The 26512-nt window shown below is 62.6% G+C and carries 27 protein-coding genes and 1 tRNA gene; 12 read left to right on the top strand and 16 right to left on the bottom strand.

Annotated elements, in window-relative coordinates:
- Positions 1–51: 51 nt before the first annotated feature.
- Together rpoH and IB267_RS27515 are read right to left on the bottom strand one after the other, a co-directional pair.
- Positions 52–957 carry an RNA polymerase sigma factor RpoH gene (gene rpoH, locus IB267_RS27520; RefSeq protein WP_043611895.1) on the bottom strand — a complete coding sequence of 302 codons (906 nt, stop codon included), beginning with the start codon at positions 955–957 and terminating at the stop codon, positions 52–54.
- 210 nt (positions 958–1167) lie between these two features.
- A complete protein-coding gene (locus IB267_RS27515; protein WP_192450681.1) occupies positions 1168–2196 on the bottom strand; it encodes an RluA family pseudouridine synthase in 1029 nt (342 codons plus the stop codon).
- Between the two features lie 29 nt (positions 2197–2225).
- Here IB267_RS27515 and IB267_RS27510 point away from each other — a divergent pair, with 29 nt between their 5' ends.
- Positions 2226–2609, top strand: coding sequence for a hypothetical protein (locus IB267_RS27510; RefSeq protein ID WP_034806447.1), 384 nt, complete (start codon positions 2226–2228; stop codon positions 2607–2609).
- A 4-nt stretch (positions 2610–2613) separates the two neighbouring features.
- A complete protein-coding gene (locus IB267_RS27505; protein WP_192450680.1) occupies positions 2614–3450 on the top strand; it encodes an RNA methyltransferase in 837 nt (278 codons plus the stop codon).
- 48 nt (positions 3451–3498) lie between these two features.
- On the opposite strand, the gene IB267_RS27500 is transcribed toward IB267_RS27505, so the two are convergent.
- Positions 3499–4662: a hypothetical protein gene (locus IB267_RS27500; RefSeq protein ID WP_192450880.1), complete on the bottom strand. Its 1164-nt coding sequence runs from the start codon at positions 4660–4662 to the stop codon at positions 3499–3501.
- Between the two features lie 161 nt (positions 4663–4823).
- The gene (locus tag IB267_RS27495; protein WP_082005878.1) at positions 4824–5417 is read right to left on the bottom strand and encodes a DUF1134 domain-containing protein; all 594 of its coding nucleotides are present in this window, start codon (positions 5415–5417) and stop codon (positions 4824–4826) included.
- 273 nt (positions 5418–5690) lie between these two features.
- Between IB267_RS27495 and chpT the strand changes: the two genes are divergently transcribed.
- Both chpT and IB267_RS27485 read left to right on the top strand, forming a co-directional pair.
- Positions 5691–6341, top strand: coding sequence for a histidine phosphotransferase ChpT (gene chpT, locus IB267_RS27490; RefSeq protein WP_043611903.1), 651 nt, complete (start codon positions 5691–5693; stop codon positions 6339–6341).
- Between the two features lie 253 nt (positions 6342–6594).
- The gene (locus IB267_RS27485; protein WP_034806707.1) at positions 6595–6957 is read left to right on the top strand and encodes a PleD family two-component system response regulator; all 363 of its coding nucleotides are present in this window, start codon (positions 6595–6597) and stop codon (positions 6955–6957) included.
- Between the two features lie 278 nt (positions 6958–7235).
- On the opposite strand, the gene ctrA is transcribed toward IB267_RS27485, so the two are convergent.
- Complete coding sequence (gene ctrA, locus IB267_RS27480) at positions 7236–7937, bottom strand: response regulator transcription factor CtrA (RefSeq protein WP_025424706.1); 702 nt, start codon at positions 7935–7937, stop codon at positions 7236–7238.
- A 441-nt stretch (positions 7938–8378) separates the two neighbouring features.
- Between ctrA and IB267_RS27475 the strand changes: the two genes are divergently transcribed.
- Positions 8379–8729 (top strand): flagellar export protein FliJ, encoded by a 351-nt coding sequence (locus tag IB267_RS27475; protein ID WP_034806460.1) that lies wholly within the window; start codon positions 8379–8381, stop codon positions 8727–8729.
- Between the two features lie 325 nt (positions 8730–9054).
- Here IB267_RS27475 and IB267_RS27470 read toward each other — a convergent pair whose 3' ends face one another.
- Together IB267_RS27470 and IB267_RS27465 are read right to left on the bottom strand one after the other, a co-directional pair.
- Positions 9055–9336: a GNAT family N-acetyltransferase gene (locus tag IB267_RS27470; protein WP_192450679.1), complete on the bottom strand. Its 282-nt coding sequence runs from the start codon at positions 9334–9336 to the stop codon at positions 9055–9057.
- 207 nt (positions 9337–9543) lie between these two features.
- Positions 9544–9819, bottom strand: coding sequence for a DUF1153 domain-containing protein (locus tag IB267_RS27465; RefSeq protein WP_003527546.1), 276 nt, complete (start codon positions 9817–9819; stop codon positions 9544–9546).
- A gap of 478 nt (positions 9820–10297) precedes the next feature.
- On the opposite strand from IB267_RS27465, the gene IB267_RS27460 reads away from it, so the two are divergent.
- From IB267_RS27460 to IB267_RS27450, 3 genes are all read left to right on the top strand, one after another.
- Positions 10298–11047 (top strand): LuxR C-terminal-related transcriptional regulator, encoded by a 750-nt coding sequence (locus tag IB267_RS27460; protein ID WP_034806462.1) that lies wholly within the window; start codon positions 10298–10300, stop codon positions 11045–11047.
- 178 nt (positions 11048–11225) lie between these two features.
- Positions 11226–12479 (top strand): tRNA 2-thiouridine(34) synthase MnmA, encoded by a 1254-nt coding sequence (mnmA, locus tag IB267_RS27455; protein WP_052201569.1) that lies wholly within the window; start codon positions 11226–11228, stop codon positions 12477–12479.
- A gap of 135 nt (positions 12480–12614) precedes the next feature.
- Positions 12615–12691: transfer RNA gene (locus IB267_RS27450), tRNA-Met, on the top strand.
- 407 nt (positions 12692–13098) lie between these two features.
- Here the strand turns inward: IB267_RS27450 and IB267_RS27445 are convergent.
- Positions 13099–13353, bottom strand: a complete 255-nt coding sequence (locus tag IB267_RS27445) for a hypothetical protein (protein ID WP_192450678.1) — start codon at positions 13351–13353, stop codon at positions 13099–13101.
- 376 nt (positions 13354–13729) lie between these two features.
- On the bottom strand, positions 13730–14194 hold the full coding sequence (locus tag IB267_RS27440; protein WP_192450677.1) for a hypothetical protein: 465 nt from the start codon (positions 14192–14194) through the stop codon (positions 13730–13732).
- A gap of 88 nt (positions 14195–14282) precedes the next feature.
- Between IB267_RS27440 and IB267_RS27435 the strand changes: the two genes are divergently transcribed.
- A complete protein-coding gene (locus IB267_RS27435) occupies positions 14283–15221 on the top strand; it encodes a hypothetical protein (RefSeq protein ID WP_192450676.1) in 939 nt (312 codons plus the stop codon).
- 86 nt (positions 15222–15307) lie between these two features.
- On the opposite strand, the gene IB267_RS27430 is transcribed toward IB267_RS27435, so the two are convergent.
- Entirely contained in the window at positions 15308–15466 is a 159-nt protein-coding gene (locus IB267_RS27430) for a hypothetical protein (RefSeq protein ID WP_162768803.1), read from the bottom strand.
- A gap of 315 nt (positions 15467–15781) precedes the next feature.
- On the opposite strand from IB267_RS27430, the gene IB267_RS27425 reads away from it, so the two are divergent.
- A complete protein-coding gene (locus tag IB267_RS27425) occupies positions 15782–16222 on the top strand; it encodes an acetyltransferase (RefSeq protein WP_192450675.1) in 441 nt (146 codons plus the stop codon).
- A 21-nt stretch (positions 16223–16243) separates the two neighbouring features.
- On the opposite strand, the gene IB267_RS27420 is transcribed toward IB267_RS27425, so the two are convergent.
- The 6 genes from IB267_RS27420 to hutF all read right to left on the bottom strand — a co-directional run bounded on the left by IB267_RS27420 (position 16244) and on the right by hutF (position 22556).
- On the bottom strand, positions 16244–16825 hold the full coding sequence (locus IB267_RS27420) for a HutD family protein (RefSeq protein ID WP_192450674.1): 582 nt from the start codon (positions 16823–16825) through the stop codon (positions 16244–16246).
- Positions 16822–18303 carry a histidine ammonia-lyase gene (gene hutH / locus IB267_RS27415; protein ID WP_192450673.1) on the bottom strand — a complete coding sequence of 494 codons (1482 nt, stop codon included), beginning with the start codon at positions 18301–18303 and terminating at the stop codon, positions 16822–16824. Before hutH ends, IB267_RS27420 begins: the two co-directional genes overlap by 4 nt.
- Entirely contained in the window at positions 18296–19123 is an 828-nt protein-coding gene (locus IB267_RS27410) for a glycine betaine/L-proline ABC transporter ATP-binding protein (RefSeq protein ID WP_192450672.1), read from the bottom strand. Before IB267_RS27410 ends, hutH begins: the two co-directional genes overlap by 8 nt.
- Complete coding sequence (locus IB267_RS27405; protein WP_192450671.1) at positions 19116–19973, bottom strand: proline/glycine betaine ABC transporter permease; 858 nt, start codon at positions 19971–19973, stop codon at positions 19116–19118. The genes IB267_RS27410 and IB267_RS27405 overlap by 8 nt, the downstream gene beginning before the upstream one ends.
- A gap of 136 nt (positions 19974–20109) precedes the next feature.
- Positions 20110–21144, bottom strand: a complete 1035-nt coding sequence (locus IB267_RS27400; RefSeq protein WP_192450670.1) for an ABC transporter substrate-binding protein — start codon at positions 21142–21144, stop codon at positions 20110–20112.
- Between the two features lie 35 nt (positions 21145–21179).
- A complete protein-coding gene (gene hutF / locus IB267_RS27395) occupies positions 21180–22556 on the bottom strand; it encodes a formimidoylglutamate deiminase (RefSeq protein ID WP_192450669.1) in 1377 nt (458 codons plus the stop codon).
- Between the two features lie 136 nt (positions 22557–22692).
- On the opposite strand from hutF, the gene hutC reads away from it, so the two are divergent.
- On the top strand, positions 22693–23436 hold the full coding sequence (gene hutC / locus IB267_RS27390) for a histidine utilization repressor (protein ID WP_192450668.1): 744 nt from the start codon (positions 22693–22695) through the stop codon (positions 23434–23436).
- 115 nt (positions 23437–23551) lie between these two features.
- Entirely contained in the window at positions 23552–26476 is a 2925-nt protein-coding gene (locus IB267_RS27385; RefSeq protein ID WP_192450667.1) for an aminotransferase, read from the top strand.
- Positions 26477–26512: the final 36 nt, after the last annotated feature.

The raw sequence follows: 26512 nt of genomic DNA, 5'->3' as shown, positions 1-26512 counted from the left end.
GGGTTTCGCGTTCTTGAAGCAGAACCGCCGCTTTAAGTTGCTGCGGTTGCTTTAGGCGCCTTCGACGACGCGCAGGGAATTGGCGCGCTCCAGCGCTGCCTTGCGCACGGCATCCTGGACCTTTTCGAACGCACGAACTTCGATCTGCCGGACGCGTTCGCGGCTGATGTCGAATTCGGCCGAAAGATCCTCGAGCGTCAGCGGATCTTCTGTCAGGCGGCGTGCCTCGAAGATGCGGCGCTCACGGTCGTTGAGCACTTTCATCGCGTTCGCAAGCAGAGCCCTGCGGCTTTCGAGCTCGTCCTGCTCGATCAGGATTTCTTCCTGGTTGTCGTGGTCGTCGACGAGCCAGTCCTGCCATTGGCCGGACTCGCCCTCGCTCGCCTTGATCGGCGCATTGAGCGAGGCGTCGCCGGACAGGCGGCGGTTCATCGAAACAACTTCGTCCTCGCTCACCTTGAGGGTGGTGGCGATTTCCTTGACATGCTCCGGCTTCAGGTCACCCTCATCGAGTGCCTGGATCTTGCCCTTGAGGCGACGCAGGTTGAAGAACAGCCGCTTCTGGTTGGCGGTCGTGCCCATCTTGACCAGCGACCACGAGCGCAGGATGTACTCCTGGATCGCCGCCTTGATCCACCACATTGCATAGGTGGCGAGACGGAAGCCGCGATCGGGCTCGAATTTCTTCACGGCCTGCATCAGGCCGACATTGCCTTCCGACACGACTTCGCCGATCGGCAGGCCGTAGCCGCGATAACCCATCGCGATCTTGGCGACGAGGCGAAGGTGGCTGGTGACAAGCTTGTGCGCCGCTTTGCGGTCGTCGTGTTCCTGGTACCGCTTGGCGAGCATGTACTCTTCCTGCGGCTCAAGCATCGGGAACTTGCGAATTTCGTCGAGGTAACGATTAAGGCCGCCTTCTCCAGCGGCAATGGTCGGCAAATTGTTTCGGGCCATATGAAGCACCCCCCTTTTTAGTCTCCGGCCTCCGGTCGGCAAGCCGGGCATGTGGGTCTTCGTCAAGACCCCACGAACGTAGAAAATAAGTACGGCGAAAGCATGATTCAAGGAGTCCGGTTCACAAGGATGTGACGCCGGAGCGACGGAAATGTCACGAATAGAGGCCCGCTTTAGATCGGAATTCTTCCGACGGATTTCAAGGGGCGGTCACTCCCCGCTGCGCAGCGCCTCGATCAGCGCTGCCATGTCGTCCGGCATCGGCGCTTCGAAATGCATGGTCTTGCCGGTCGACGGGTGCTCGAACTGCAGCATGAAGGCATGCAGCGCCTGACGGTGGAACTGGTTGACGACGGCCTTGGCGGCATCCGGCAGAAGGTTCGCCTTGGTTCTGAAGGCGGCGCCGTACTCGGGATCGCCGATCAGCGGGTGGCCGATATGGGCCATATGTACGCGGATCTGATGGGTCCGGCCCGTTTCCAGGTGGCATTCGATCGTCGAGGCGAGCGAGGTGCCATCGGGCTTTTCGAGATAGCGCTCGACCACCTCGTAATGGGTGATGGCCTCGCGGGCGTCGTCGCTATCCTCACGCTTGACCGCGCGCTTCGTTCGGTCGCCGGCGCGGCCGAGCGGCGCGTCGATCGTGCCCTTCAACTGCCGTGGCCTGCCCCAGACGACCGCCCGGTAGGCGCGCTCGAGCGGGCCGGTGCGGCCGTGGTCGGCAAACTGGTCGGAGAGATGGCGATGGGCCGCATCGTTCTTGGCGACGACCATGACGCCGCTCGTCTCCTTGTCGAGGCGATGGACGATACCGGGGCGCTTGACGCCGCCGATACCCGATAGGCTGCTGCCGCAGTGGTGGATCAGTGCATTGACGAGCGTGCCCGTCCAGTTGCCGGCGCCCGGATGCACGACGAGGCCGGCCGGCTTGCACAGCACGATCAGGTCGCTGTCCTCGTAGAGGACGTCGAGGGGGATGTTCTCGCCCTTCGGCTCGGGATCTTCCGGCTCCGGGAGGTCGATCTCGAAGATGTCCCCCGGCTGCACCTTCTTCTTCGGCTCGCTCACCGGCTTGCCGTTGACCGACACGGCACCCTGCTCGATGAGAGCCTTGATACGGTTGCGGGAGAATTCACCCGAAAGTGCGTCCGTCAAGAAGGAATCGAGCCGTCCTGCGGCATCCTCGCCCGCCGTCAGGACTTTCCTATTGGCCGTTGCTTGTTTAAAGGGGTCGTTCATTCCGTTAAAAATCCGAAAAAAGGCCAGCCATGACCGCAATCGAGCCCGATGACCAGGAAGACAAGCCGCTAGATCCGGCGATGGAAAATGTCCGCCGCAAGATGGTGAAGCTGCAGCTCGTCTCGGCAGGCGTCATGTTGGTCATGCTTATGGCTGTCCTTGGAACGATTGTCTACAAGCTGACGCGCACGGATGAGAAAGCGCCGGCCCAGACGTCCGCCGCCGTCGTTCCGAGCGAGGCGCCGCTCAACGCCGTTGCCGCGCTGCCTGCCGGCTTCACCGTGACGAATGTCGCGCTTTCGGGCTCGCAGGTGCTGTTCTACGGCAACCTGCCCGGCGCCGAGCCGCGTGCGATCGTCTTCGACATCGGCACCGGCCGCATCGTCGCGGATATCACCGTTCGGACGAACTGACGGCATGTCCGGCGCCCTCCCGCCCGTCCTGCGCATCGACGATCCCGCCGATCCCCGGATCGCCGGTTTCGTCTCGATCAAGGAGCGCGATCTGACGGGGCGGCAGGGCCGCTTCATTGCCGAGGGCACCGTGGTGCTGCGCATGCTCGCCGCCGCGCACGCGGCCGGCCGCGGTTTCGCGGCCGAGGCCCTCCTGCTTCTGGAAAACCGTCTGGAGGGCGTCGGCGACATTCTTCGGCGTTTCCCGCCTGACGTGCCGGTCTATGTGGCGAACGCGCAGGTGTTCGACGCGATCGCCGGCTTCAACATGCATCGCGGCGTTCTGGCGCTCGGGCGCCGCGAAGGCGAGCCGGATCGCGATGCGCTGATCGCGTCGCTGCCCACGTCGAGCCTGGTGCTGGCGGCGTGCGGCATCTCCAACCACGACAACATGGGTGCGCTTTTCCGCAACGCCGCGGCCTTTGGGGTCGATGCGGTGCTGATGGACGAGACGAGCTGTGATCCGATGTATCGCAAGGCGATCCGCGTTTCTGTCGGCTCCGTGCTGACGGTGCCTTTCGCTCGCGAGGGTTCCGTCGCCGCCATGCTGGAGCGGCTGCACGATGCAGGTTTTGCGATCTGGGGGCTGTCGCCGGCAGGAACGACAGACATCGGCGCAATCCTTCCGGCACCGCGCACGGCGCTTCTGATGGGGACCGAGGGCGAGGGACTGCCGCAAGCGGTGATGACCGCGATCCAGACCGCGCGCATCCGCCAGCGGCCGGGGCTCGACAGCCTCAACGTGTCGACCGCGGCCGGCATCGCATTGCACCAGGTGGCATTGATCAACGGCCGGATCTGAGGGCGCGCGCTGGTGTGAGGGCAGACAGTCCGCGACGGCAGCGGGCGCCTACTCGCGCGGAAGAATATCCTTGACGCGCTTCGCCAGGCTTTTTCTGTTGGCTGTGCCTTCTTCCTCGCCCGAGAGCAGGCCGAGGATGGGAGAGGTGGCGCCCTCATTCGCCGCCGTAAGGGCGACCATGCCTGCGGCGATTGCTGCGACTTCGTCGCGCAGCGCCTCGTCATGGGCTGAGGACTTGGAGTTGGTCAGGCGCTCCGAAAGGGCGGTGGCGCGATTGCGCAGATCGTCGGCGGCGACAATGGAGCCGGAATCCCCGTTTGCCAATTCGACCGGCGCTGCAGCACCATTGCCCGCCTGCTCGGATGCCGGCTTGCGGTCGCGGCGCAGGGGAAAGGCGACGCCGGCGGCGCGCAGGGCCTTGGCGGCGTCACGCATTTCCTGGTTGGTGTCCTTCACCTTGGCCTTCAATCTCTCGATTTCACCGGCGCGCCTTTCGAGCGCGCTCTCGCGATCGGCGCTGGTTGCCATTTCGCGCGCAAGCTTGTCTTCCAACCGGTGCAGGCGGGTTTCGTCGCGCGACAGGCGGAGTTCCATTTCCTTTGCATGGGTGGTCTCGGTCTTCAAGTCGCCGCGCAGGGCTTCGCGCTCGTCGCGCAGCGTGGCAATCCGGCTTTTCAGATGCTCGACCTCTGTGTCGCGTGCGGCCAGGTTGATCCGCAGATTGTCGGTCTCGGCAGCATTCTGGGCGAGCTGAACGTCGCGCTTCCTGATCTCGTCGGCCTTGCCGGCGTTGTCCCGCTCGACGCTGTCGAGCGTCGCCTTCATCCGCTCCAGGCGCTGTTCGAACTGGCGGATGGCCGAGCGCATGTCTGCCGCCTCGACGTTCATGTCGGCAAGCTGGGCATGCAGATCGGCGTTTTCGCCGCTGAGGCGACGGGCCTCCTGCAGGCTCTTCTCGTTTGTGAGCATCAGTGACACGCCTTTGTCCCGTTCGCGCTTCAGGGCCTGAAGCGTGCGGGCGTTCTCGGCGGCAAAAGCGGCGCGGGCCGCATCCTTCTGCGCGCGCACCTCCTGGGGGCTGAGCGGCATCGTCGCCTTCAGCCGGTCCTCGGCGAAACGCACGATGCGGCGGTGTATCGCCGGTGCGACCAGGAGACCGATGATGATCGCCGTCAGAAAGCCCAGGGCAAAGAGAAGCGAGAATTGGATCACGAGCTGGCCGTTTCGAAACTGGACCGGAAACCGAACCGCCTGCCCGGCCACAACGGGCACGGCAGGCGCTCCATCTTCCGTTTCCTTGCACTAAACATGACGTTTCGTGCGCTGCAAGTCTATGGTGCCGGATTTTGCGACAGGCAGGTCCGGCAACGGTCTTAGAAGGGATTCCAGGTTGGATTCTGGGTCATCTTGAGGTAGCCGACATTGACGCCGAGGCGTGCGCCGATGCCGGTGCGGATCGGCACCACGACGATGTTCTCGTCGGTCAGTACCGTCATGCCGACGCCGGCAACCACATAGGCCGAGCCGGAGACGCCGCCGAAGCGCTTGTAGAGCGCCGGCACGCTCGGCAGATTGTAGACCAGCATCATGGCGCGGCTGCCTTGGCCGCCCCAGTCGATACCGAGCGACGGACCCTGCCAGAAGACGCTGTGCTGTCCGGCATTCTTGGTGTTGAGTTCGCCTTCGCCATAGGTGAGGCCCGCGATGAACGCGCCTGAGCCTTCCTGTCCGAGAATGTAGCCGTTCGGCAAGCCGTAGCGTTCAAAGGCACGTTCGACAACCTTGGCAAGGCCGCCGGAGGTTTCTCCGAAGAAGCCGTGACCGGCATCGACGATTTCCTGCATGGTGTATTGGCTGTTGTTGTTCGCCGACTGGGCGTGCGCGACGGACAGGGCGCCGGCGACCAGAAACATCGTGGCCAGGACAACACGACCAGCCGATGTGGCAGCCTTCATGATCTGATGCATCATATCCTCCGTCAGGCGCGAAATTTGCTCGCTTGCGGGTTTGCAGTGGCCGACAGTCAGATCACTGCGCGGCCAGGTGGGGTCTGGACCAATTCCATGCAATTTGAACCGATGGTCTTAACAATCGGTTTACCAAATGTGGTGTCATTATGTTCCACTGATGAACGGCCGCGCCGGGCAGCTCATGACTTGCGTCTTCGCGCAGGAGGCTTTACCGGCGTGACCACGGCGCGTGCTTCGGCGAGGGCCGATGGCACCAAACAAGGAACTAAGATGGCAACGAATCCGAACCTGACATTGACGGGACCCGATCTGGCCGCGCTTCTGTGCAGCCGGGTTTGCCACGACATCATTTCCCCGGTCGGCGCCATCAACAACGGCCTGGAATTGCTCGACGAGGGCGGCGCCGATGCCGATGCGATGGATCTCATCCGCACGAGCGCGCTCAACGCCTCGGTCCGGCTGAAGTTTGCACGCCTTGCCTTCGGCGCGTCGGGCTCGGTCGGTGCGTCGATCGATACCGGCGAAGCGGAAAAGGCGGCGAAGGATTTTGCCGCGGCCGAGAAGAAGACCGAGGTCAACTGGCACGGCCCGCGGGCGATCATTGCCAAGAACCGGGTCAAGCTGCTCCTGAACCTCTTCCTGATCGCCTACGGCGCCATTCCGCGCGGCGGCTCGATCGACGTGACGCTCGAGAACCCGGAGTTCGACGCCGTGTTCACGCTCGTTGCCAAGGGCCGGATGATGCGCGTGCCTCCAAGGCTGGTGGAACTCCTGTCCGGCACGCCGGAAGAGGCCGTCGACGCCCATTCAATCCAGCCCTACTACACGGTGCTTCTCGGCGAGGAGGCGGGCATGGAAATCGCCGTCACCTCGACCGGCGAGGAAATCATCTTCACCGCCAAGATGCAGCCTGAGGTTTAAGTCGGCGGCGCCAGGCGCCCCGATTTCTTGACGTCTCGACAGCCGCCGGGTGCCATCGCATCCGGCGGAATCGTATCTGCCATAGGCGTTTCACTGTCACCTGAATCTTAGAAAACTTAATATTTTCAGTGGGTTGATCTCGCGCGAAAAAGATTCGTTAAGCAAACTCCGTAACGAAATCTTTCCCAAATTTGTATAGAGTTGTTTCAGTAATGCCGATACGCGTATAGGTAAGTGGCGAAGGGAGTTGGACATGCGACGTTTGATGATTGCCGACGGCTCGGATGTCGTCCGGAAAGTTGGAAAACGTATCCTCTCCGGTATGGGCTTCATGGTTTACGAGGCGTCGAACAGCCTCGAGGCGCTCGTGCGCTGCGAAGCGGAACTCCCGAACATCCTGATCATCGACGCGGGTCTTGAAGGCGCGCTTGAGCTTATCGGCAACATTCGCCGGCTGCCGAACGGCCCGTCGGTGCGGATTTATTACTGCGTCGTCGAGGCGGACCTGAAGAAGATGATGGCCGGCAAGCGGGCTGGTGCCGACGACTTCCTGCTGAAGCCTTTCGACCGAAAGATCCTGACCAGCGTTTTCGCGAGCCAGTCGATGGCGGCCTGAGCCGCCTTATCCTGGCATCCTTGCAGCGAAATCAAGCCGTGGCGTTTGCCGCGGCTTTTTGTTGTGCCAACCCGGCGCGCCGAACAGGCTTTCGATCATTGGGAAAGGGGAGGGCGGCAGATGCGGTACGCCCCGGGATCCGAGGGAACATCATCGCAGAAGAGGCGAGCGTGGTCGTTTTCCGCGCAAAACAAAACCCGCCTCATAGGCGGGTTTTGCGAAACTCTCGAATGTCGGGCCCGCATCATGCGGGGATCGGTGCAAGCCCTGGCAGGGAATCAGGCAGTTTCGGCGTATTCGGCACCATCCGGCTCGCGCAGCACATAGCCGCGGCCCCAGACGGTTTCGATGTAGTTGGCGCCGCCGGCGGCGTTTGCAAGCTTCTTGCGCAGCTTGCAGATGAAGACGTCGATGATCTTCAGTTCCGGCTCGTCCATACCGCCGTAGAGGTGGTTCAGGAACATTTCCTTGGTGAGCGTCGTGCCCTTGCGCAGCGAGAGCAGCTCGAGCATCTGGTATTCCTTGCCGGTCAGGTGGACGCGCTGTCCGCCCACTTCAACCGTCTTGGCATCCAGGTTGACGATAAGCTCGCCGGTGGAGATGACCGACTGGGCGTGGCCCTTGGAGCGGCGGACGATCGCATGAATGCGAGCGACCAGTTCGTCCTTGTGGAACGGCTTGGTCATGTAGTCGTCTGCGCCGAAGCCCAGGCCGCGAACCTTGTCTTCGATGCCGGCCATGCCCGAAAGAATCAGGATGGGTGTCTTCACCTTGGAAAGACGCAGCGTTCTCAAGACTTCGTAGCCGGACATATCCGGCAGGTTGAGGTCGAGAAGGATGATGTCATAGTCATAAAGTTTGCCGAGATCGACGCCTTCTTCACCGAGATCGGTGGTGTAGACGTTGAAACTCTCGGACTTGAGCATCAGCTCAATGCTCTGAGCCGTTGCACTGTCGTCTTCAATTAATAGAACCCGCATATTCTTCCCCTTTTCCGCCGCCCAAGGTTGTCGTGGCACCCTTACGCGATACGGATCCAGTCGTTGCCTGATTTGGAGGCTGCCACCAAATGGTTAACAAATTCTGATTCCCTCTGGCAAGGTGTATCGAGTTTGTTAAATATTTTTAGCAGTCTCCTGATTTCAAACGTGAATCCAGAACGGCTAATCTCATGTGAAACATGAGGAAATCCCGTTATCTGACTCTTCTGACTCGTTAATGCCGGGGCGGTCACATTTCGTGCCTCAGCATTTACGGAGCCTTAAATCATCACGCCTATGATTAACGATGCCCGTAAACGAAAGGTTACCAGCGGTAGGCTTTTGTTAATATCGCTGAAGATTTTTCGTTTCCGGCCCTGTTCGGGCCGGCTCGCGGGCAAATCAGTAACCGGGGTCTCGTTATCCACGGGAGTATTGCGTATGAAAGCACGTGAGAGCCTTGTCCGCCTGAAGGAGTTTCAGGTCCGGGAGAAGCAGCGTCAGCTGAACCAGCTTCAGATGATGATGGCTGAGTTCGAACGGATGACCAAGGATCTGGAAAATCAGATTATTTTCGAGGAGAAGAAGTCGGGTATCTCCGATCCCCAGCACTTCGCCTATCCCACCTTCGCCAAGGCCGCACGTCAGAGAGCCGACAATCTTCAGGTCTCCATTCGCGAGCTGAAGACGCAGCAGGATGCTGCCGAACTCGCGCTCGAAGAAGTGCAGGCCGAATACGCGAAGGCGGCGGCCCTCGAAGAGCGGGACACGTCGACCCGCCTGCGGGCATAGCTGCGGCTCCTGCGCCACAATCCGGCGCAGCGGGCCGTAACGTCTTGGTCCAAAGGGTGATTTGAACCCCGAGCCGGATGCGGCAAGGGGGATTTGTCCGTTGGACGGGCCGACAGCCCGTTTCGGAGCAGATGGTTCCATCCTTGACGGATCATGCGGTTGGCATGATCCGATCCGGCACGATCGTGACAAGACAAAAAGACCCGCCCGATGCCTCGGCATCCGGGCGGGTCTTCTCATTTCGGGACCGACAGCGCCGTTGGTTCTTTCAAGGTGCACGCGATTTCGATTTAAGATTTGTGCCGCGGCCGCAGGCGCAGGTGTCTCAACCCTGGACGACGTCCTGCCATTCGGGATGCCGCATCGCCTGGGCCTTCATGAAAGGGCAGAGGGGGATAATCTTCCAGCCGCCCTTGCGGGCTTCCTCGATCGCATGCTTGGCCAGGGCCTGGCCGACGCCCTTGCCGCGCAGGGCATCCGGAACGAGCGTGTGATCGACGATGATCAGTTGCGGCGAGGTGCGAGAATAGGTCATTTCACCGGTATGGCCTTCGACTGATGTCGAGTAGCGGCCGTGCGATCCGGTTTCCTCGTGCATGATTTCCATGGCAACCTTCCTTGGTAAACGGGTTTGTCTGCGTGGAAGCTAGCGCAGTTTTTCGCAAATCGGAATCGCCCGCTCGGCCATCGCCGGTGCACAGTGCGTTCGCGAAACGCAACCAATGCCGGTCCGCACGGGACCTTTAAAAACGACGGCGGCGGCCCCGGGGAACCCGGAGCCGCCGCGCGACCTATGGCCCTGTGATGGGCGAAATTAGTGGCGATACTGCTGGATGCGAGTGGTGCGCAGGCCGGCGAGACCGTGATCGTTGATCGAGGACTGCCAGGACAGGAACTCCTCGACAGTAAGGGTATAGCGTTCGCACGCTTCTTCCAGGCTCAACAGGCCACCGCGCACGGCGGCAACAACCTCAGCCTTCCTGCGGATTACCCAGCGCCGGGTATTCGCCGGCGGCAGATCCGCAATCGTCAGAGGGCTGCCATCGGGGCCGATGACATATTTCACGCGTGGTCGCATCATTTCGGTCATGGGACTCTCTACACAAACTCAAGACCATATGACCGTGACCTTAGCCTGCCACATTTAACATTTGCCTAAGCGTCAAGTAACAATTTGCTCATAATTTGAGACACTTCCGATGGGCCTTTGCCCATGTGCGGCGTCCCCCAAAACTTGCGGCAATATTTCCCCGACTTGTGGAAACGCTTGAGAACAATCCGGATTCTCCCGGAATTGACATGGGAGCCATGCAAATACCACATTTCACTTTAACTAAAATTTTTGGTAACGAAGCCCCGAAATAAGGATGAGCGTCGTATGTACGCTCCCGCATTCATTCTTGGTGCATCGTCATATTTTTCACAACCGGACGCGTTTCTTTCGCGGGCAGGCCGGTAGCGGCAGTTTTATTTCGCCTGCCGGGTGAATTTCATGCTCCTGACGATGTGGGGCGTTTTTTGTATTTCTCTCGACCGGTGCGGTGGCGCCGGGGATGTGGTGATCGCAGATGAAGGAATCGCATGAACCGGCCTTGCTGCGCGAGGCTGAAACGGTGGAGATGTTTTCGGACATCGATACGGCCACGGTGCGCACCGAGTACGAACTTCTGCATCTCATGCGGCGGTTGATCGCGCGCTATGGCTTCGGCCATTTCATGATCGCGCGCATGCCGCTTGCCGAACAGCAGCGCTTTTCCGAGCGGCTGGTGCTTAGCAACTGGCCGTCCGAACTGGTGCGCCAATACGACGCCTGCGAGACTTTCCAGTCGAGCGGGCTGGTCGAAAAGTTGCGTTTCACCAAGCTGCCGGTAACCGGCGGGGCCGAACTGCTCGATGTCGCGGCCAAGCCTGCGGACGAGGCGATGGTGCACCGGCTGCTCGCCCATCCGGAGATGGCGCGCCATTTCGCGGTGCTGCTGCACACAAGCGGCGGCGATCCCTTCATCGCCATGCTGTCGGGCCGCCGCGAGGCGCCGGCGGGCGTCGAGCGCGCCACGCTTTATCTCACTTTGGTCCAGCTTTTCGAATGCCTGGAGCGCACCTTCGACACCGGCAATACCGCACGCGAAAAGCTGTCGAGCCGCGAGTTGGAATGTCTGCGCTGGGCGGCTGCCGGCAAGAGCAGCGACGAGATCGGCATCATCCTGGGGATCTCGACCTATACGGTCAGCAGCTACTTCAAGAGCGCGACCCGCAAGCTCGATGCCGTCAACCGCATGCAGGCGATTGCCCGCGCCATGCGGCTGAAGCTGATCTGACGCCTTTAGGGCCAGGCACGCGCATGTCATCCGCAGCGGCCGGCCTTGCCGCCGGACGGACAAGTTTCTATATGTCGCGAAACTGAAAGTACCGCGACGCGCTCTATGCATCCGATTGATGCCGGCCGCCGCGGAGCCGAAGATGCCGTGGGCCGAGAGTTGCTCGGCAAAGCATCGCATGAAGCGTGAAACAGGGCAGGCGCAAGGTTGCCGCCCGAAGGCCGGATTGGATCCCGTGAACAGTCTCGATTTTGACCGCAAGCCCGAAGATACGCGTGTCGTCGTTGCCATGTCCGGCGGCGTCGACAGTTCCGTCGTTGCCGGCCTGCTCAAACGCGAGGGCTACGATGTTCTCGGCATCACGCTGCAGCTCTATGATCACGGCGCTGCTGTGCACCGGGCCGGCTCCTGCTGTGCCGGCCAAGACATCGACGATGCGCGCCGCGTCTGCGAAACGCTCGGCATTCCCCATTACGTGCTCGACTACGAAGCGCGCTTCCGCGAAACGGTGATCAATCCCTTCGCCGAAAGCTATATCGCCGGCGAGACGCCGATCCCCTGTGTCGCCTGCAACCAGACGGTCAAGTTCGCCGACCTGCTGTTGACCGCCAAGGAACTCGGTGCCGATGCGCTGGCGACCGGCCACTATATCCGCTCGCGCCCGAGCCCGAACCCGCGCTATGCCGGCCAGCGAGCGCTCTACCGGCCGACGGATGCCGATCGTGACCAGAGCTACTTCCTCTTTGCGACGACGCAGGAGCAGATCGACTACCTGCGCTTCCCCTTGGGCCATCTCTCCAAGGCCGAAACCCGCAAGCTCGCCGAAGAGATGGGCCTTGTCGTCGCCCAGAAGGCCGACAGCCAGGACATCTGTTTCGTGCCGCAGGGCAAGTACAGCGACATCGTCTCGAAGCTGAAGCCGAATGCAGCACTCTCCGGCGACATCGTGCATCTCGACGGCCGCGTGCTCGGCACGCATGAGGGTATCCTGCACTACACGATCGGCCAGCGCCGCGGCATCGGCGTTGCGACCGGCGAGCCGCTCTATGTCGTCTATCTCGACGCCCGCTCGCGCCGCGTCATCGTCGGCCCCAAGGAAGCGCTGGAGACGCGACGCGTCTACCTGCGCGATGTCAACTGGCTGGGCGACGAGGATGTCGAAGCGGCAGCCGCACGCGGCTTTGAATGTTTCGCCAAGGTGCGCTCCACCCGCCAGCCGGCGCCTGCCGTGCTCGCGATGGACGACGAGGGCATCTATGTGGAGCTTGCCGAGGGCGAAGCCGGCATCGCGCCCGGCCAGGCCTGCGCGCTCTATTCCGGCGTCGGTGAGGACGCGCGCGTCTATGGCGGCGGATTTATTCGCAAATCGGAACGCGAAGCCGGCGCGGAAGCCGCGCTGAAGGCGCTGCTTTCGGCGCAGGCAGCCGCCTGAAGCCCTTGATTTCCAGGCTGTTGTGAAAACTTCACATTTTCCCGGAGACTTGGGTTGACAGTGGACGGAAGCGGGCCGTATAAGCCGCCCGTCCAGTCAAGACGGCTTCCACTTCGAAGCGCTGACGCGGTACCCGGCGGAGTAGCTCAGTAGGTTAGAGCAGAGGAATCATAATCCTTGTGTCGGGGGTTCGAATCCCTCCTCCGCTACCATTTTTCCACATCCAAGACGAAACGCGACTGTGGCGCTGGCTATAGCTCGCTGCGATTTTCCTGAGTCTTAACACTAGGACCGCAGTATCACGCGGGATGGATCGTTAAATCCCAAACTCTGGCTGAGGGCCTCATACGCGAGCGTGACGTTTCCGCCGAGAAAATCGCCGCCCGTGGCCGATTCTTCGAGTGGCTCGCAGCACTACCGGCTTGGCCAGGGGGTGCGTTGATCCTGATCGGCGGCTTCGTCATCTGGCTGTAAAGAAACGGACAGAGTGCCGTGCCGCAAAGCATCCTGAACGTGCCAATGGCCGTGACGCTCATCTGTTGCTCCGGACTGTGGATCGACGGTTCGGCGAGAAAGCTCATCGCTCGACAACTTGCCGGCGATCTGGTTGATGGCCCCATTAGTTGAAGGGGCTCACATGAAAATGCGCATACTGCCAGCGGTCGTTGCCGCAACGCTTTTGGCTGGCTGTCAAACCCAGCAGGTCGAGGAAATGACCTAGACCCAGCAGAAGGAATTCGTGAACCAGATGGCCATGCGCTGCGTGAAGCAGGGTTATGGGCCCCAGTCCGGTGAGTTTCGCCAGTGCTATGATGCAGAATACAAGCGTGAAGTCGCCTTGCGCGTGCGGGCCAAGCAGCGCGAAGACATCCAACTCGCAAACCCTGCTCCAGTCAGCCCACAAGTTACTTGCAGAACCACTTCCTACGAGTTCGGCAACCCTGTGATGCGTTGCAGCTAGATCGTCGTTCGTTGACAACGACCTCTGACGAACATTGGAAATTGGCTGCAGCCGAGGATTCCCGCCGCCCGGTTTTTCGGGCGGCGTTTACCTCCGAGCATCGCTCGCTGCTGCAGCGGTCAGACGAACTGGCAAGCCACCTCAAGCTCGGTCATGGCTTTTGAAGCGCTCGACTGTGGTCGCGGTCATGCTGCGACCATAGCCCGATTCGCCCACGAGAACGAGGGAACGGCCGCTCGCCAGAAGGAGACCGGTTTATGTTGCCGGTGCTGCGTGCCGGCACCCGTCTTTAAGGCTTTGCCAGCTTCAGCGGCAATGTCAGCGCCGGCCCACTCTTGACCCCGAACTGCCTTCTGAACGGCCGTGACGCGGTGCCGTCGAAAAGCGATTGCGGCAGGGGCGCGCTGATGGCCCATTTGTATTTCGCGTCCGGCTCGTTGCCCAGTTCCTGATGGGCCACGGCGCTCAAGGGCAGGACATATTCCGGTTTGCGCAGGCCCTTCTCGGAATTGCCGAGCCATGTCAGCACAACCAGGATTTCGCCGCCGAGTTCGATGGCATCGAGTGTCAATTGCTTGCTGCCGACGGATGCGCGGACCGCCTGTTCGTGGAACTTGAAGGCACTGAGCTTCAGCTCGTTTTGCGGGTCCGTCATTTTGTCTGGGCCTTTCTGCACGTTCTTCTCGCGCTTGTTCCAAGTGCTGGTTCGTTGATCAGCGTTCCGTATCATAATCCATCGCCCAATCCACTTCATACAGGTGCCGACGCCACTGGCGGACCAAACGATAGCTATGTAGGTTGACTACAACTTTGGATATTCGAACGGTTTTGTGGAGATAGGGATGCGTGCGACGTCGAGCCTCTTCTTTGGTCTGCTGGCTGCAACCGTGATGGCGGGCGGCCTTGCCAGTGTGCCGGCTGCCGCGCAAGGGATGGGTGATCTGAGTGGCGTGGCGATGGTGACTGGCACCTGCGAACGCTTGGTCGTTGCTGGCGAAGATATGACGAACACGTGCGAGGGGCGGCTCATCCAGTCGATTTACCGCACCGGCCGGACGGGCTTCACAGTGAACATCGGCTTTGGCGGCGCCATCACCTTTAGCGGCATCGAAGGCGAAAAGCCGGACGCCGATAGCCAGTTGCAGAGTGTCGACAAGGTCATTGTGAACCGCGGCAAGGATGGCGAGCCTATAAGCTCCAAAGACGTAACCGGTTCCTGTTTCTACGAAAATCCGTTCAAAGGACCGGCGACGACCAAATGTGAAGGCACTGATGCCGAGAAAAGTGCCTATGTTCTGCAATTTAGGACGGATGGTACGCCGCCGAACCTCCTGAACTATGGGATCGAGGAGACTGCCAAGGACGCCCCGGATCGCGCTTTCAAGTTCGGCGTTTGGAGTGGTGCGCGCCTGAACGGCGACAAAGCGAATGGCTGCGTGCTGTCGCGAGACGCCGATGGGGCGACGACATTCATGGTCTATGCGAACGCCAACGAGGCATTTGATCTTGGATTCTACAACGAAGCCTGGTCGTTCAAGGCCGAGACGCCTCCAAGCGCCGAGTTGCTTTTCGATGGCAAGCCTTACCCCGCCGTCAGCGTCGAGGTTCTCACGCCGCAGCAACTGGTCGTGCGCGGCGGGGGTGAGGAAGGTGGCTTCCAGGCGCCAATCGAACAAAGCGTCCAACTCACGTTCCGCGTTGGTGACGCCGAGGTCAAGGTCGACCTGAAAGGCGCGCCAGCTGCGGTTGCAAGGCTCTGGAATTGTGTTGGCGGTACGTAAGCAACACCGCCCGGGGACGGTCGCTCATGGCAGCGACGTTGCATTCGCCGTGACTTGGCCGACGCCCAATCGAAAAAACCAAATGATTATCTGCTGATCGACGAGGTGATCGTCGTGTAGTCCGGCAGGTCGATATTGGCGATTTCGGCCGCGCGATATTGGGACAGGGCGAAGTGCATGATCGCGATCACGGTGATCGAGAAGACCAGTACGGTGACGTTGACGCCGAAAGCGGTTTTGATCATGTCCTTGTCCCCCATGTCCTGCGCTTGTTGATGTGTGGTTAAAAACCGTGACATGGAGACTATCGTGTGGCGTCAATTGTGCTGTTCCCCGGGGAACATGAAATATGGTTGCTGAATTCTTAACCGGCGTGGCCTGAAAACCGCAGGTGCAGAGATTGCTTGCGATCGTCGGGGCGGCGGATAAGGTGCGCGGCTCGGCCGGACCGGATCAGGACCGGACATCTTCACAGGCTGGCGCCCGCGCAAAACGGCGTTGGCCTCAACCGGACGCGCGGCAACGCCTCGCCCCGCCGGATTTTCAGAAGCGATTGCATCATGACCATCTCCATCCGCTCCTCCCGTCCATCCGATTTTCCGCGCACCTTCGAAATCTGGCGTAGCGCCGTCGTTGCCACCCATGATTTCCTGACGCCGGAGGATTTTGCTTCAATCGAGGTGCTGGTGCGCGACCAGTATCTGCCGGCCGCCGAGTTCTGGATTGCAGCGGACGAAAATGACCAGGCGCTCGGTTTCATGGGCATGAGCGTGGCGCAGATCGACTCGCTCTTCGTCCACGCCGACGCGCGCGGCGCAGGTGTCGGCCGGCGGCTCGTCGAGCATGCGATGAGCCTGCATCCGGTGCTGACGGTCGACGTCAACGAGCAGAATGTGTCGGGCGCCGGTTTCTATCAGCGGATGGGCTTTGAGGTGGTCGGGCGTTCGCCTGTCGACGATGCGGGCCGGCCCTATCCGCTGCTGCATCTCAAGCGCGGCTGAACGCTGCGAGCCGGCGCCCGATCAGGCGGCCGGCTTGTCGATGGTGATCAGGAACAGGACGGCAGAGGCCGCCGGTTCGATGGTGACGGCGGTTGCGTCCGTCAGCACCGCCGCGTCGCCCGCTGCGAGGTCGGCAGTGGTCTCGCCTGCGGTCAGCCGCGCGGCGCCGCCGTGGCAAAGCAGGAGGGTCGTGCCCCCCAGGCTTTCCGCCCTGTGCGGGTGGTCTATCGCCAGGCGCTGAACCGAGTGCGCGAGCTTTCCGCGCCGTGTCATGACATTGAGGTCGACGATCGGACCATCGACGAGCGTCGCCGAGGTTGCGGCGTCGGCCGGGAAGGGGAGCGGCGCCGTCTCGCCGGTCATCAAGGCGGGCGCGCGGCCCTCGATCATCAGCCGCATACCCTTACCCTGAAGGATGGACAGCGTGCGGTCGATGCCGGGGAAGCTGGAGAAGGGGCCATCGGTGGCAACGGTCGCCATGCTGACGCGCCAGTCGAAATCGCCAAGCGAGGCCTTCTCGGGGAAAATGGCGATCTCCACCGTCTCGCCACCGCCGTTCTTCCAGGGCATGCGCTTGTAGTCTTTCGCGCGCAGGATCTTCATGGCGTGCCTCCTTCGATCAGCGTGCGCATGCGGGCGAAGTCGCCGTTGAGCGGCCGGTCGTCGGCATAGGTGGGAATGTCCGCACGGATGCGCCGGTAGAGCGCGCCGGTGCGGGCAGCGCGGCCACGCGGCTGCAGGTCATAGGCTTGCGTCGCGGCGAGCAGCTCGATCGAAAGGATCGTTTCGAGATTGTCGGCGATTGCGAGCGCCTTCCAGGCGGCGGGCGTCGCATGGGTGAGGATATCCTCCTGCAGCGCCGAGGTGATGCCGCCGTCAAGGCTGGCGGGTGCGGCTAGGCGCCGGTTTTCGGCGGCAAGCGAGGCGGCGGTGTATTGCGCGATCATGAAGCCGGAGGCAACACCGCTGTCGCCGGCAAGGAAGGCCGGCAGGCGGCTCACCAGCGGATTGACCAGCCGGTCTATGCGACGCTCGGAAATGGCCGCGACTTCGGCGACGGCGACGGCCAGGCTGTCCATGGCAAGGCCGAGGGCTGCCCCCACCGCATGGGCCTGCGAATGCACTTCCGGCGCCTCAGGCGTGCCCGACACGGCCGGGTTGTCGGTGAGGCTTGCAAGCTCGCGGTCGACGACTTCGGCGACCTGGGCGAGCGCATCGCGCGCGGCCCCGTGCACGTGGGGCACGGCGCGAAGGCTCAAGGGATCCTGCGTGCGGGTGCCGGCAGTCTCGGCCAGCATCGGGCTATCGGCGAGATAGGCGCGTAGCGTTGCTCCGACCGCGTCCAATCCGTCCGAGCGACGAAGCGCCAGCGGGCCGGCGGCAAAGGCATTGGCCTGGCTGCCGAGGTTTTCATAGGTCATGGCGGCGGCGGCATCCGCCCAGTCGAAGAGATGCGTGGCGCGCGAAAGCGCAAGCGCCGCAAGGCCGGTGGCGCAGGGTGTGCCGTTGACGAGGCTCAGGCCCTCCTTAGCTTCGAGCCTGAGCGGCTTGAGGCCGATCCGCGCGAGCGCCTCGATGCCGCTGATCTTATCCTTGCCGTCATCGACGATGCCGTGGCCGATCAGCACGAGGCCGATCGCCGCTGCATGGGTGAGATAACCGACGGAGCCGCGCGAGGGGATGTAGGGGATGAGGTTGGCGTTGAGCAGTGCCAGCAGCGCCTCGACTGTCTCGATGCGCACGCCGGAATAGCCGTGGGCGAAGTTAGCGATCTGGGCGGCCATCACCGCCCGGGCTTCGGGCCGGGCAAGCGGCTCGCCAACGCCGCAGGAATGGCTGAGGATGATGTTGCGCGACAGCGCCTGCTGGTTCTCGCGGTCGATGACGACGTCGCAGAGCGCGCCGACACCGGTGTTGATGCCGTAGCCGCGGATGCCGCGCTCGACCAGAGCGTCGACGACCCGGCGAGCGTGGACGATGCGCTGGCGTGCCGTAGCGGAAAGCGCGAGCGGTGCGCCATTGGCGACCGCTGCGATTTGCTTCCAGGTCAGCGGCGCATCGAGGACTACATTCTCACTCATGGGCTTCCGGTCGTCCCTGTCGGCGTTGCACGAAGCGGGCAACATAATCGTTGGCCGGCCGTTGCAGAATATCGTCCGGCGTGCCGACCTGCACCACCTGGCCGTCCTTCAGGATGGCGATTTCCGAACCGATGCGCAGTGCCTCGTCGAGATCGTGGGTGATGAAGACGATCGTCTTTGAAAGGTTCTGCTGCAACTGCAGCAACTGGTCCTGCATGTCGGCACGGATCAACGGGTCGAGCGCCGAGAAGGCTTCGTCCATCAGGATCACGTCGGTATCGGCGGCAAGCGCCCGGGCGAGGCCGACGCGCTGCTTCATGCCGCCCGAAAGCTGGTGCGGAAACTTGGCGTCGTAGCCGGCAAGGCCGACCGTCTCGATCCATTTCATGCCGATGTCGCGGGCCTCGGCCTTGGGCAGGCCGCGCACGCGCTGGCCGTAGACGACGTTCTGCAGCACGGTGCGGTGCGGCATCAGGGCAAAACTCTGGAACACCATGCTGACGCGGTGCATGCGGAAGGTCCGCAGCGCCTTGGCGTCTAGGTCGAGGATGTTGTTGCCGTCGAAGGCCACTTCGCCGCTGGTCGGCTCGATCAACCGGTTGATGTGGCGCACCAGCGTCGACTTGCCGGAGCCGGAAAGCCCCATGATCACGAAGATCTTGCCGGCGCCGATCGTCAGGCTGACATTGTTGAGACCGACGCTGCAGCCGGAACGGGCAAGGATTTCGCTCTTGTTGAGCCCTTCCTTGGCCATGGCGAGGGCTGCTTTCGCGTCCTGTCCGAAGATCTTGTAGACGTTGCGGATCTCGATATCAGCCATTGCGGGGATCCTCCGTCTGGCTCTTGCCGAAGCCTTGCGTGATGCGATCGAGAACGATCGCGAGAATGACGATGCCGATGCCGGCTTCCAGCCCCTTGCCGACGTCGAGCGTCTGGATGCCGTTCAGAACCTGCTCGCCGAGGCCGCGCGCGCCGATCATCGAGGCGACGACCACCATCGACAGCGCCATCATGATCGTCTGGTTGAGGCCGGCCATAATTGTCGGCGTGGCGAGCGGCAGCTCGACGCCGAAGAGGATCTGGTTGGGGCTGCCGCCAAAGGCGGTCGCAGCTTCCACGACCTCATGGTCGACCTGACGGATGCCGAGATCGGTGAGGCGGATGAGCGGTGGCACGGCGTAGATGATGGTGGCAAGGATCGCCGGCACCTTGCCGAGGCCGAAGAGCATCAGCGCCGGGATCAGGTAGACGAAGCTCGGCATCGTCTGCATGACGTCGAGCACCGGCAGGGTGATACTGCGCACCGTCCGGCTCTTGGCGACGAAGATGCCCATGGGAACGCCGATGACGACCGAGACGATCGTTGCCATCAGCATCAGCGCCAGCGTCTGCATCGTCAGGTCCCAGAGGCCGAGAACGCCGACGAAGAACAGAAGCACGCCGACGGAGACCGTCAGGGTCCAGCGCTTCGAGCTTTGCCAGGCAAGCGCCATGAAGATGAGGATGACGACCCACCAGGGCAGGCCGCGCAGGATCCATTCGATGAACAGAACGGCTTTCAGAATGACGGCGCTGATCGCCTTGAAGACCCAGCCATAGCCGCTGACCAGCGCCTGGATGAAATCGTTCACCGGCCCGCGAATGGAGAGATTGAGAGAATCCGGAAACATCGGAAACGTTCCTTGCTCGGGTCATCGATGGCCGCCTCCTGCGGTCATCGATGACGCTTGCCTCGGGAATGGTCGCAAGGGGCCGGGAGGAGCCCCACCGACATGTATGTGGGGCCCGATCGCAGCGATTGCGTGATTACTTCAGGCTGGCTTCGATCTTGCCGCGGGCTTCGTCCGAAACCCACTTGCCCCAGACATCTGCCTTGGTCTTCAGGAATTCGGCGGCGGCCGCCGTCGCATCGACCTTGTTGTCGGCCATGTAGGCGAGGCTGCCGTTGACGGCTTCGAGCGGGAAGGTCGCCTTTTCGAGGATGGCGATGATCTCGGGGGCTTCCTGCGCGAAGGTGCTGTTGACGCCATAGGAGACGTCCACCGATGGGAAGGCGCAGCCCTGTTCACGCTTGCCGTTGGCGCTCGAAAGCTCTTTCCAGCATTCTTCACTATAGGCCGGCTCCTCAAGCTGCACGAGCTTGAACTTGCCCATGATCGCGGTCGGCGACCAGTAGTAGAAGAGGATCGGCTCGCCCTGGAGATAGGCGGACGTGATGGCGGAATCGAGTGCCGTGCCGGTGCCCGGACGGAAGTTCACGTAGGTCTCACCGAGCTTGTAGGCTTCGAGCTTGGCGGAGCTCACGCCCTCGCAGGTCCAGCCCGACGGGCAGTTGAGGAAGCGGCCCTTGGTCGGCTCCTCCGGATCGGCGAAGAGTTCGACGATCTTCGGGTCGGAAAGCTGCGAGACGCTCTTCAGGTCCGGCGCCTTGGCTTCGAGGCTGCGTGAGGCGTCGCCCTTGATCACGTATTCCGGCACGAACCAGCCTTCGCTGGCGCCGACGAAGGTCTTGCCGACGGCGACGACCTTCTTTTCCTCGACCGCCTTGTTCCAGATATCGGAGCGGCCAAGCCACTCCTCGGCGAAAATCTGCACGTCGTTGTTGGCGGTTGCCTGTTCCAGCGTCACCGAGTTGCCGGGGATCGAATCCACCTGGCAATCGTAGCCCTTGGAAAGGATGGTCTTCATCACTTCGGTGATAAAGGCGCCGCTTTCCCAGTCGATGCCGGCGAACATGACGGTCTTGCCGTCGCCGCAATAGGAAGCGCTGGCGCTGCCGGTGGAGGCCGCAAGCACGAGGCCGGTGGCGGCGAGGATGAGTTTCAGTTTGTTGATCGACATTAAGCTGTTCCCTGATTTGATTTTGGCTTTGACGATTACTTCAGTTTCATCAGCACCCGCGCGAAGGCACGGTCGATATCGTCCTCCCGGTCGTGGCGTCCGTTCCGGATCTTCCACGCGCCCGCGACCATGACGTCGCGGACAGTCTCGCCGCCGAGCGCAAAGAGCCAGCGGTCGAGGATCTGGTTGTCGGTGGCGGCGGCGATGTAGGGATTGCTGCCGTCGAGCACGACGAAATCGGCGCGCGCGCCAACGGTGATGCCGGTCGTCTTCTGGCCGGCCGCCTGGGCGCCGCCCTTATAGGCAGCGTCGAAAATCGTCCGGCCGATCGAGGCGCCGGGGCCGGTCGCCAGCCGGTTGCGGCGGCGATCGCGCAGCCGCTGGCCGTATTCGAGCAGCCGCAGTTCCTCGGCAACGCTGGTCGCCACATGGCTGTCGGTGCCGACGCCGATGACGCCGCCTTCGGCCATGAAATCGACCGCCGGGAAAATGCCGTCGCCGAGATTGGCCTCGGTCGCCGGGCAGAGACCGGCAACGGCGCCCGAACGCGCCAGACGCTGCCGTTCGCTTTCCGTCAGATGCGTTGCGTGGATTGCGCACCAGCGCTCATTGACCGGCATTTCATCGAGCAGCCACTCGACCGGGCGGCGGCCGCTCCAGGCGAGGCTGTCGTCGACTTCCTTGGTCTGCTCGGCCACATGGATGTGGATCGGACCGGCAACAGGTGCGGCATCGAGGATGATGCGCATCTCCTCAGGCGTCGCCGCGCGCAGCGAATGGATGGCATAGCCGAGCGTTTGGCCCGCGTCGCGGCAGAGCGGCGCGAGCCGCTCAAGCAGTGCGAGGAAATGATCAGGATCGTGCAGGAACGGCCGCTGGCCGGGATTAGGCGCGACGCCGCCAAAATTGGCGTGGGCGTAGAAGACAGGCAGATGGGTAAGGCCGATGCCGGTCGTGCGGGCGGCTGAAAGAATGCGCAGCGACATCTCGGCGGGGTCGGAATAGGGCGTGCCATCGGCCTGGTGGTGCAGGTAGTGGAATTCGGCGACGTGTCCGAAACCGCCCTTCAGCATTTCCATATAGAGCTTGGCGGCGATCGCTTCGACATCGTCAGGGTTTACCAGCCCGACGGTGCGATACATTTCCTCGCGCCAGGTCCAGAAACTGTCGTCGCCGCTGCCCGCCACTTCGGCAAGGCCGGCCATGGCGCGCTGGAAGGCGTGGGAGTGAAGGTTGGCGATCGCCGGGATCAGCGGGCCGGCCGTGCGCTCGTCGCTGCCAGCGGCGGCGCTGCCGGTTTCGATCGCTGCAATGCGACCGGACGCGTCGAGCGAAATCGCGACGTTTTCGGCCCAGCCGCCGGGCAGGAGAGCCCGCTCTGCAAAGATCCGGTTGACGGGAAAACTAGCCATGTGCATTTTCCTGTACGTAGTTGTATATGGAACTATAGATATTTTGCGCTGGCGCGCAAGCGTGAAATGAACGAAAAGATTCGAGTGCGAATGCGCACGATTTGTTCGGCGGCGCGGAAAGGCGGGGCTTGAGTTGATGACGGCACTGGGAAAACGGAACGAGACGACCGCTTTCGAAGACGGCCCGGTGCCGCGCTACGAGGCGGTCAAGCAGTTCATCCGCAGCCGCATCGAGAGCGGCGAATGGCCCGCCCATCATCGCATTCCCTCGGAAAACGAGATCGTCGCCGACCTCGGCGTCAGCCGCATGACCGCCAACCGGGCGCTGAGGGAACTGGCAACCGAAGGCGCGATCACGCGGGTGCAGGGCGTCGGCTCGTTCGTGGCCGCCCACAAGGGCAGCACCGCGCTGCTTGAAGTGCGCAACATTGCCGACGAGATCCACGAACGTGGCCACGCCCATACGTCGTTGATGACGCTGCTCAAGGAAGAGGTCGCGACGCCTGAAATCGGCTATGCGCTCGGCCTTGCCACCGGGGCCCGCGTCTTTCACTCGATCATGGTGCATTCGGAAAACGGGCTGCCGATCCAGATCGAGGATCGTTTCGTCAATCCGGCGATCTGCCCGCGCTATCTGGAACAGGATTTCCAGGCGATGACGCCGAACGCCTATCTCACCGCAATGGCGCCGATCACCCGCACCGAGCAGATCGTCGAAGCGGTGGCGCCGCAGCTCTGGGAATGCAAGCTGCTCGGCATCGACCGCAACGAGCCATGCCTGATGATCCGGCGCCGCACCTGGTCGGACGCCGGCAATGTGACGACGGCGCGGCTGCTCTATCCCGGCACGCGCTATCGGCTGGAAGGCATGTCGCAGTAGGCTGCGGGTGGGTGTAAACGGGAAACCGCACATCTTTTCCTTGATCCCGCTCTAATCTCGACAACATTCCGGTCGATTCGGAGGATCGACCGCCGAAGGGGAGGATGACGAGACCATGGTTGAGGACGCGCTGAAGCTTCGCACCGAGCTCCCAAGACCCGATGTCGGAGCCGAGGAGGCACGTTCACTGCTCGCCGAACACTATGGCCTGTCGGGTACGATCAGCGAGCTTGGCAGCCAGCAGGACCGCAACTACCGCCTCGACACGGGCGAACGGCGTTATGTTCTGAAAATCTGCCGGGCGGAATACGAGCCGCTGGAACTGGAAGCGCAGAACGCGGCGTTGCGGCATCTCGGCAACCGTCTGCCGACCGCACGCGTTGCGGAAGTCGTGCCCTCTCTCAAGGGCGAGGCGATCGAGAGCGTCGCCGTGCGCGGCGCGGATTATCGCATTCGCCTGCTCAGCTATCTCGAAGGCGAACCGCTCACCCGGCGCAAACATCTGTCGCGCGAAGCCGTGGCTGCCCTCGGCGGCCTGGCAGGCCAGCTCGCGTCGGCACTGGAGGACTTCGAGCATCCGGGGCTCGAACGGGAGCTGCAATGGGATCTGAGGCGCGCCGGCCCCGTCGTCCTGCATCTGCTTACTGATATGGCGGACCAGCAGCGCAAGAAGCGCATCGCTGAAGTGATGGTCGGCGCCATGCGGCGGCTGCAGCCGCTCACCCCTGGCCTCAGGACCCAGGCGATCCACCATGACGTCACCGATGACAACGTCGTCAGCCGGCCCGACGCGGCCGGCCGGGCGATGCCGGACGGCGTGATCGATTTCGGCGATATCCTCAATGGCTGGCTGGTCGCCGAACTTGCCGTCACCTGCGCCTCGCTGCTGCATCATGCGGATGGCGACCCCTGGTACATCCTGCCCGCGGTCAAGGCGTTTCATGCGGCATGCCCGCTGACCGAGGTGGAACTGAAAGCGCTCTGGCCGCTGATCGTTGCGCGCGCTGCGGTACTGGTCGCAAGCTCCGAACACCAGCTCTCTCGCGAGCCCGACAACGCTTACGTCGAAGGCAATGCCGCGCATGAGCGGGAGATCTTCGAGGTCGCCTCGTCGGTGCCTTCGGCGTTGATGGAGCACGCCATTCTTTCAGCCGTCGGCTTCGCGCCGGTCTCGGCCCGGGTGACCGGTGAGAGCCTGATCCCGGGGCTCGGCCCCACGGACGTGCGCCAGATCGACCTTTCGATCCTGAGTCCGCTTTTGCCGGAGGAGCGCTGGCAGCACCAGGGATTGCCGATCTCGCTGCTGCAGCACGCCGCGCACGCAATCGGCATCGCGACGACGCGCTACGGCGAATACCGGATGACGGAGACCCTGCTGCGGTCACCGAAGCCCGATGCCACCTTTGCCTTGCATGTCGATATCTGCCTGGAGGCCGGGCGCGAGATTGTCGCTCCCTTTGCCGCTCGTATCGTCCGGCAGGACGGGCTGCTGGTGCTCGAGGGGGCTGAGGCGAGCCTGTTTCTCGAGGGCGTGGAAGCCGGTGCCGACCTTGAGGACACGATTGTTGCTGGTGCCGTGCTGGGCGTCGTCTCCGGCGAACAGAAGTCCTACGGCCTGATCCGTGTCCAGCTTTGCCGCGAGCATGGCCTCGTGCCGCCGCTTTTCGTCATGCCGCATCAGGCGGCGGCGTGGAAGCACCTGTGCCCGTCACCGGCTGGCATCCTCGGCTTCGAATGCGATGGGCCGGAGCCGCACAGCGATACACTGCTCGCCCGCCGCCAGCAGCACTTCGCCAGGCCGCAGAAGAACTATTACCTGCAACCGCCGCAGATCGAGCGCGGCTGGAAGGACCATTTGTTCGATATCGAGGGCCGCAGCTATCTCGACATGGTCAACAACGTCACCATTCTCGGCCATGGGCACCCCCGGCTTGCCGCCGCGGTCGGGCGGCAATGGTCGCTGCTCAACACCAACTCGCGCTTCCATTATGCCTCCGTCGCCGAATTCTCGACGCGGCTTGCAGCCCTCGCGCCGGATGGGCTCGACACGGTGTTCCTCGTCAACAGCGGCTCGGAGGCGAACGACCTGGCGCTGCGGCTTGCCTGGGCCTATTCTGGTGCGCGCAATGTCGTGAGCCTGCTCGAGGCCTATCACGGCTGGACGGTCGCGAGCGATGCGGTGTCGACCTCGATCGCCGACAATCCGCAGGCGCTCGAAACCCGCCCGGCCTGGGTGCATCCGGTCACCGCGCCCAATACCTATCGCGGCGAATTCCGCGGCGCCGACACGACCGACAGCTATGTGCGCTCCGTCGTCAAGAAGCTGACCGAACTGGACGCGGCGGACGAGAAGCTCGCGGGCTTCATATGCGAGCCGGTCTACGGCAACGCCGGCGGCATTCCCTTGCCGAAGGGCTATCTCGACGCTGTTTATGCGATGGTGCGGGCGCGTGGTGGTGTTTGCATCGCCGACGAGGTGCAGGTCGGCTACGGCCGGCTCGGCGATTATTTCTGGGGCTTCGAGGAGCAGGGTGTCGTGCCCGATATCATCACGGTCGCCAAGGGCATGGGCAACGGACATCCGCTTGGCGCCGTTATTACCCGCCGCGAGATTGCCGATGCGCTGGAAAAGGAGGGATACTTCTTCTCGTCCTCGGGCGGCAGCCCGGTGAGCTCGGTCGTCGGGCAGGTGGTGCTCGATATCCTGACCGAGGAACGGCTGCCGGAAAACGCACAGGTAGTCGGCGGCTATCTGAAAGCGCGGCTCGAAGCGCTCGGGCAGCGTTTCCCGCTGATCGGCGCGGTGCACGGCATGGGGCTCTATCTCGGCGTCGAATTCGTGCGCGATCGGGAGACCCTGTCGCCGGCAACCGAAGAGACTGCGGCGATCTGCGACCGCCTGCTCGATCTTGGCGTCATCATGCAGCCGACCGGCGACCACCTGAACGTGCTGAAAATCAAGCCGCCGCTCTGCCTGTCGCGCGAGAGCGCCGACTTCTTCGCCGACATGCTGGGCCGCGTGCTGGAGGAAGGCTGGTAAAAGCGAAAACGCCGCGGGGAGGGCCGCGGCGTCTCG

The organism is Ensifer sp. ENS09, assembly GCF_014852425.1.
GTDB lineage: Bacteria > Pseudomonadota > Alphaproteobacteria > Rhizobiales > Rhizobiaceae > Ensifer.
Note: the sequence above shows the minus strand (reverse complement) of the source record. Positions and strands in the feature narration are given on the sequence as shown.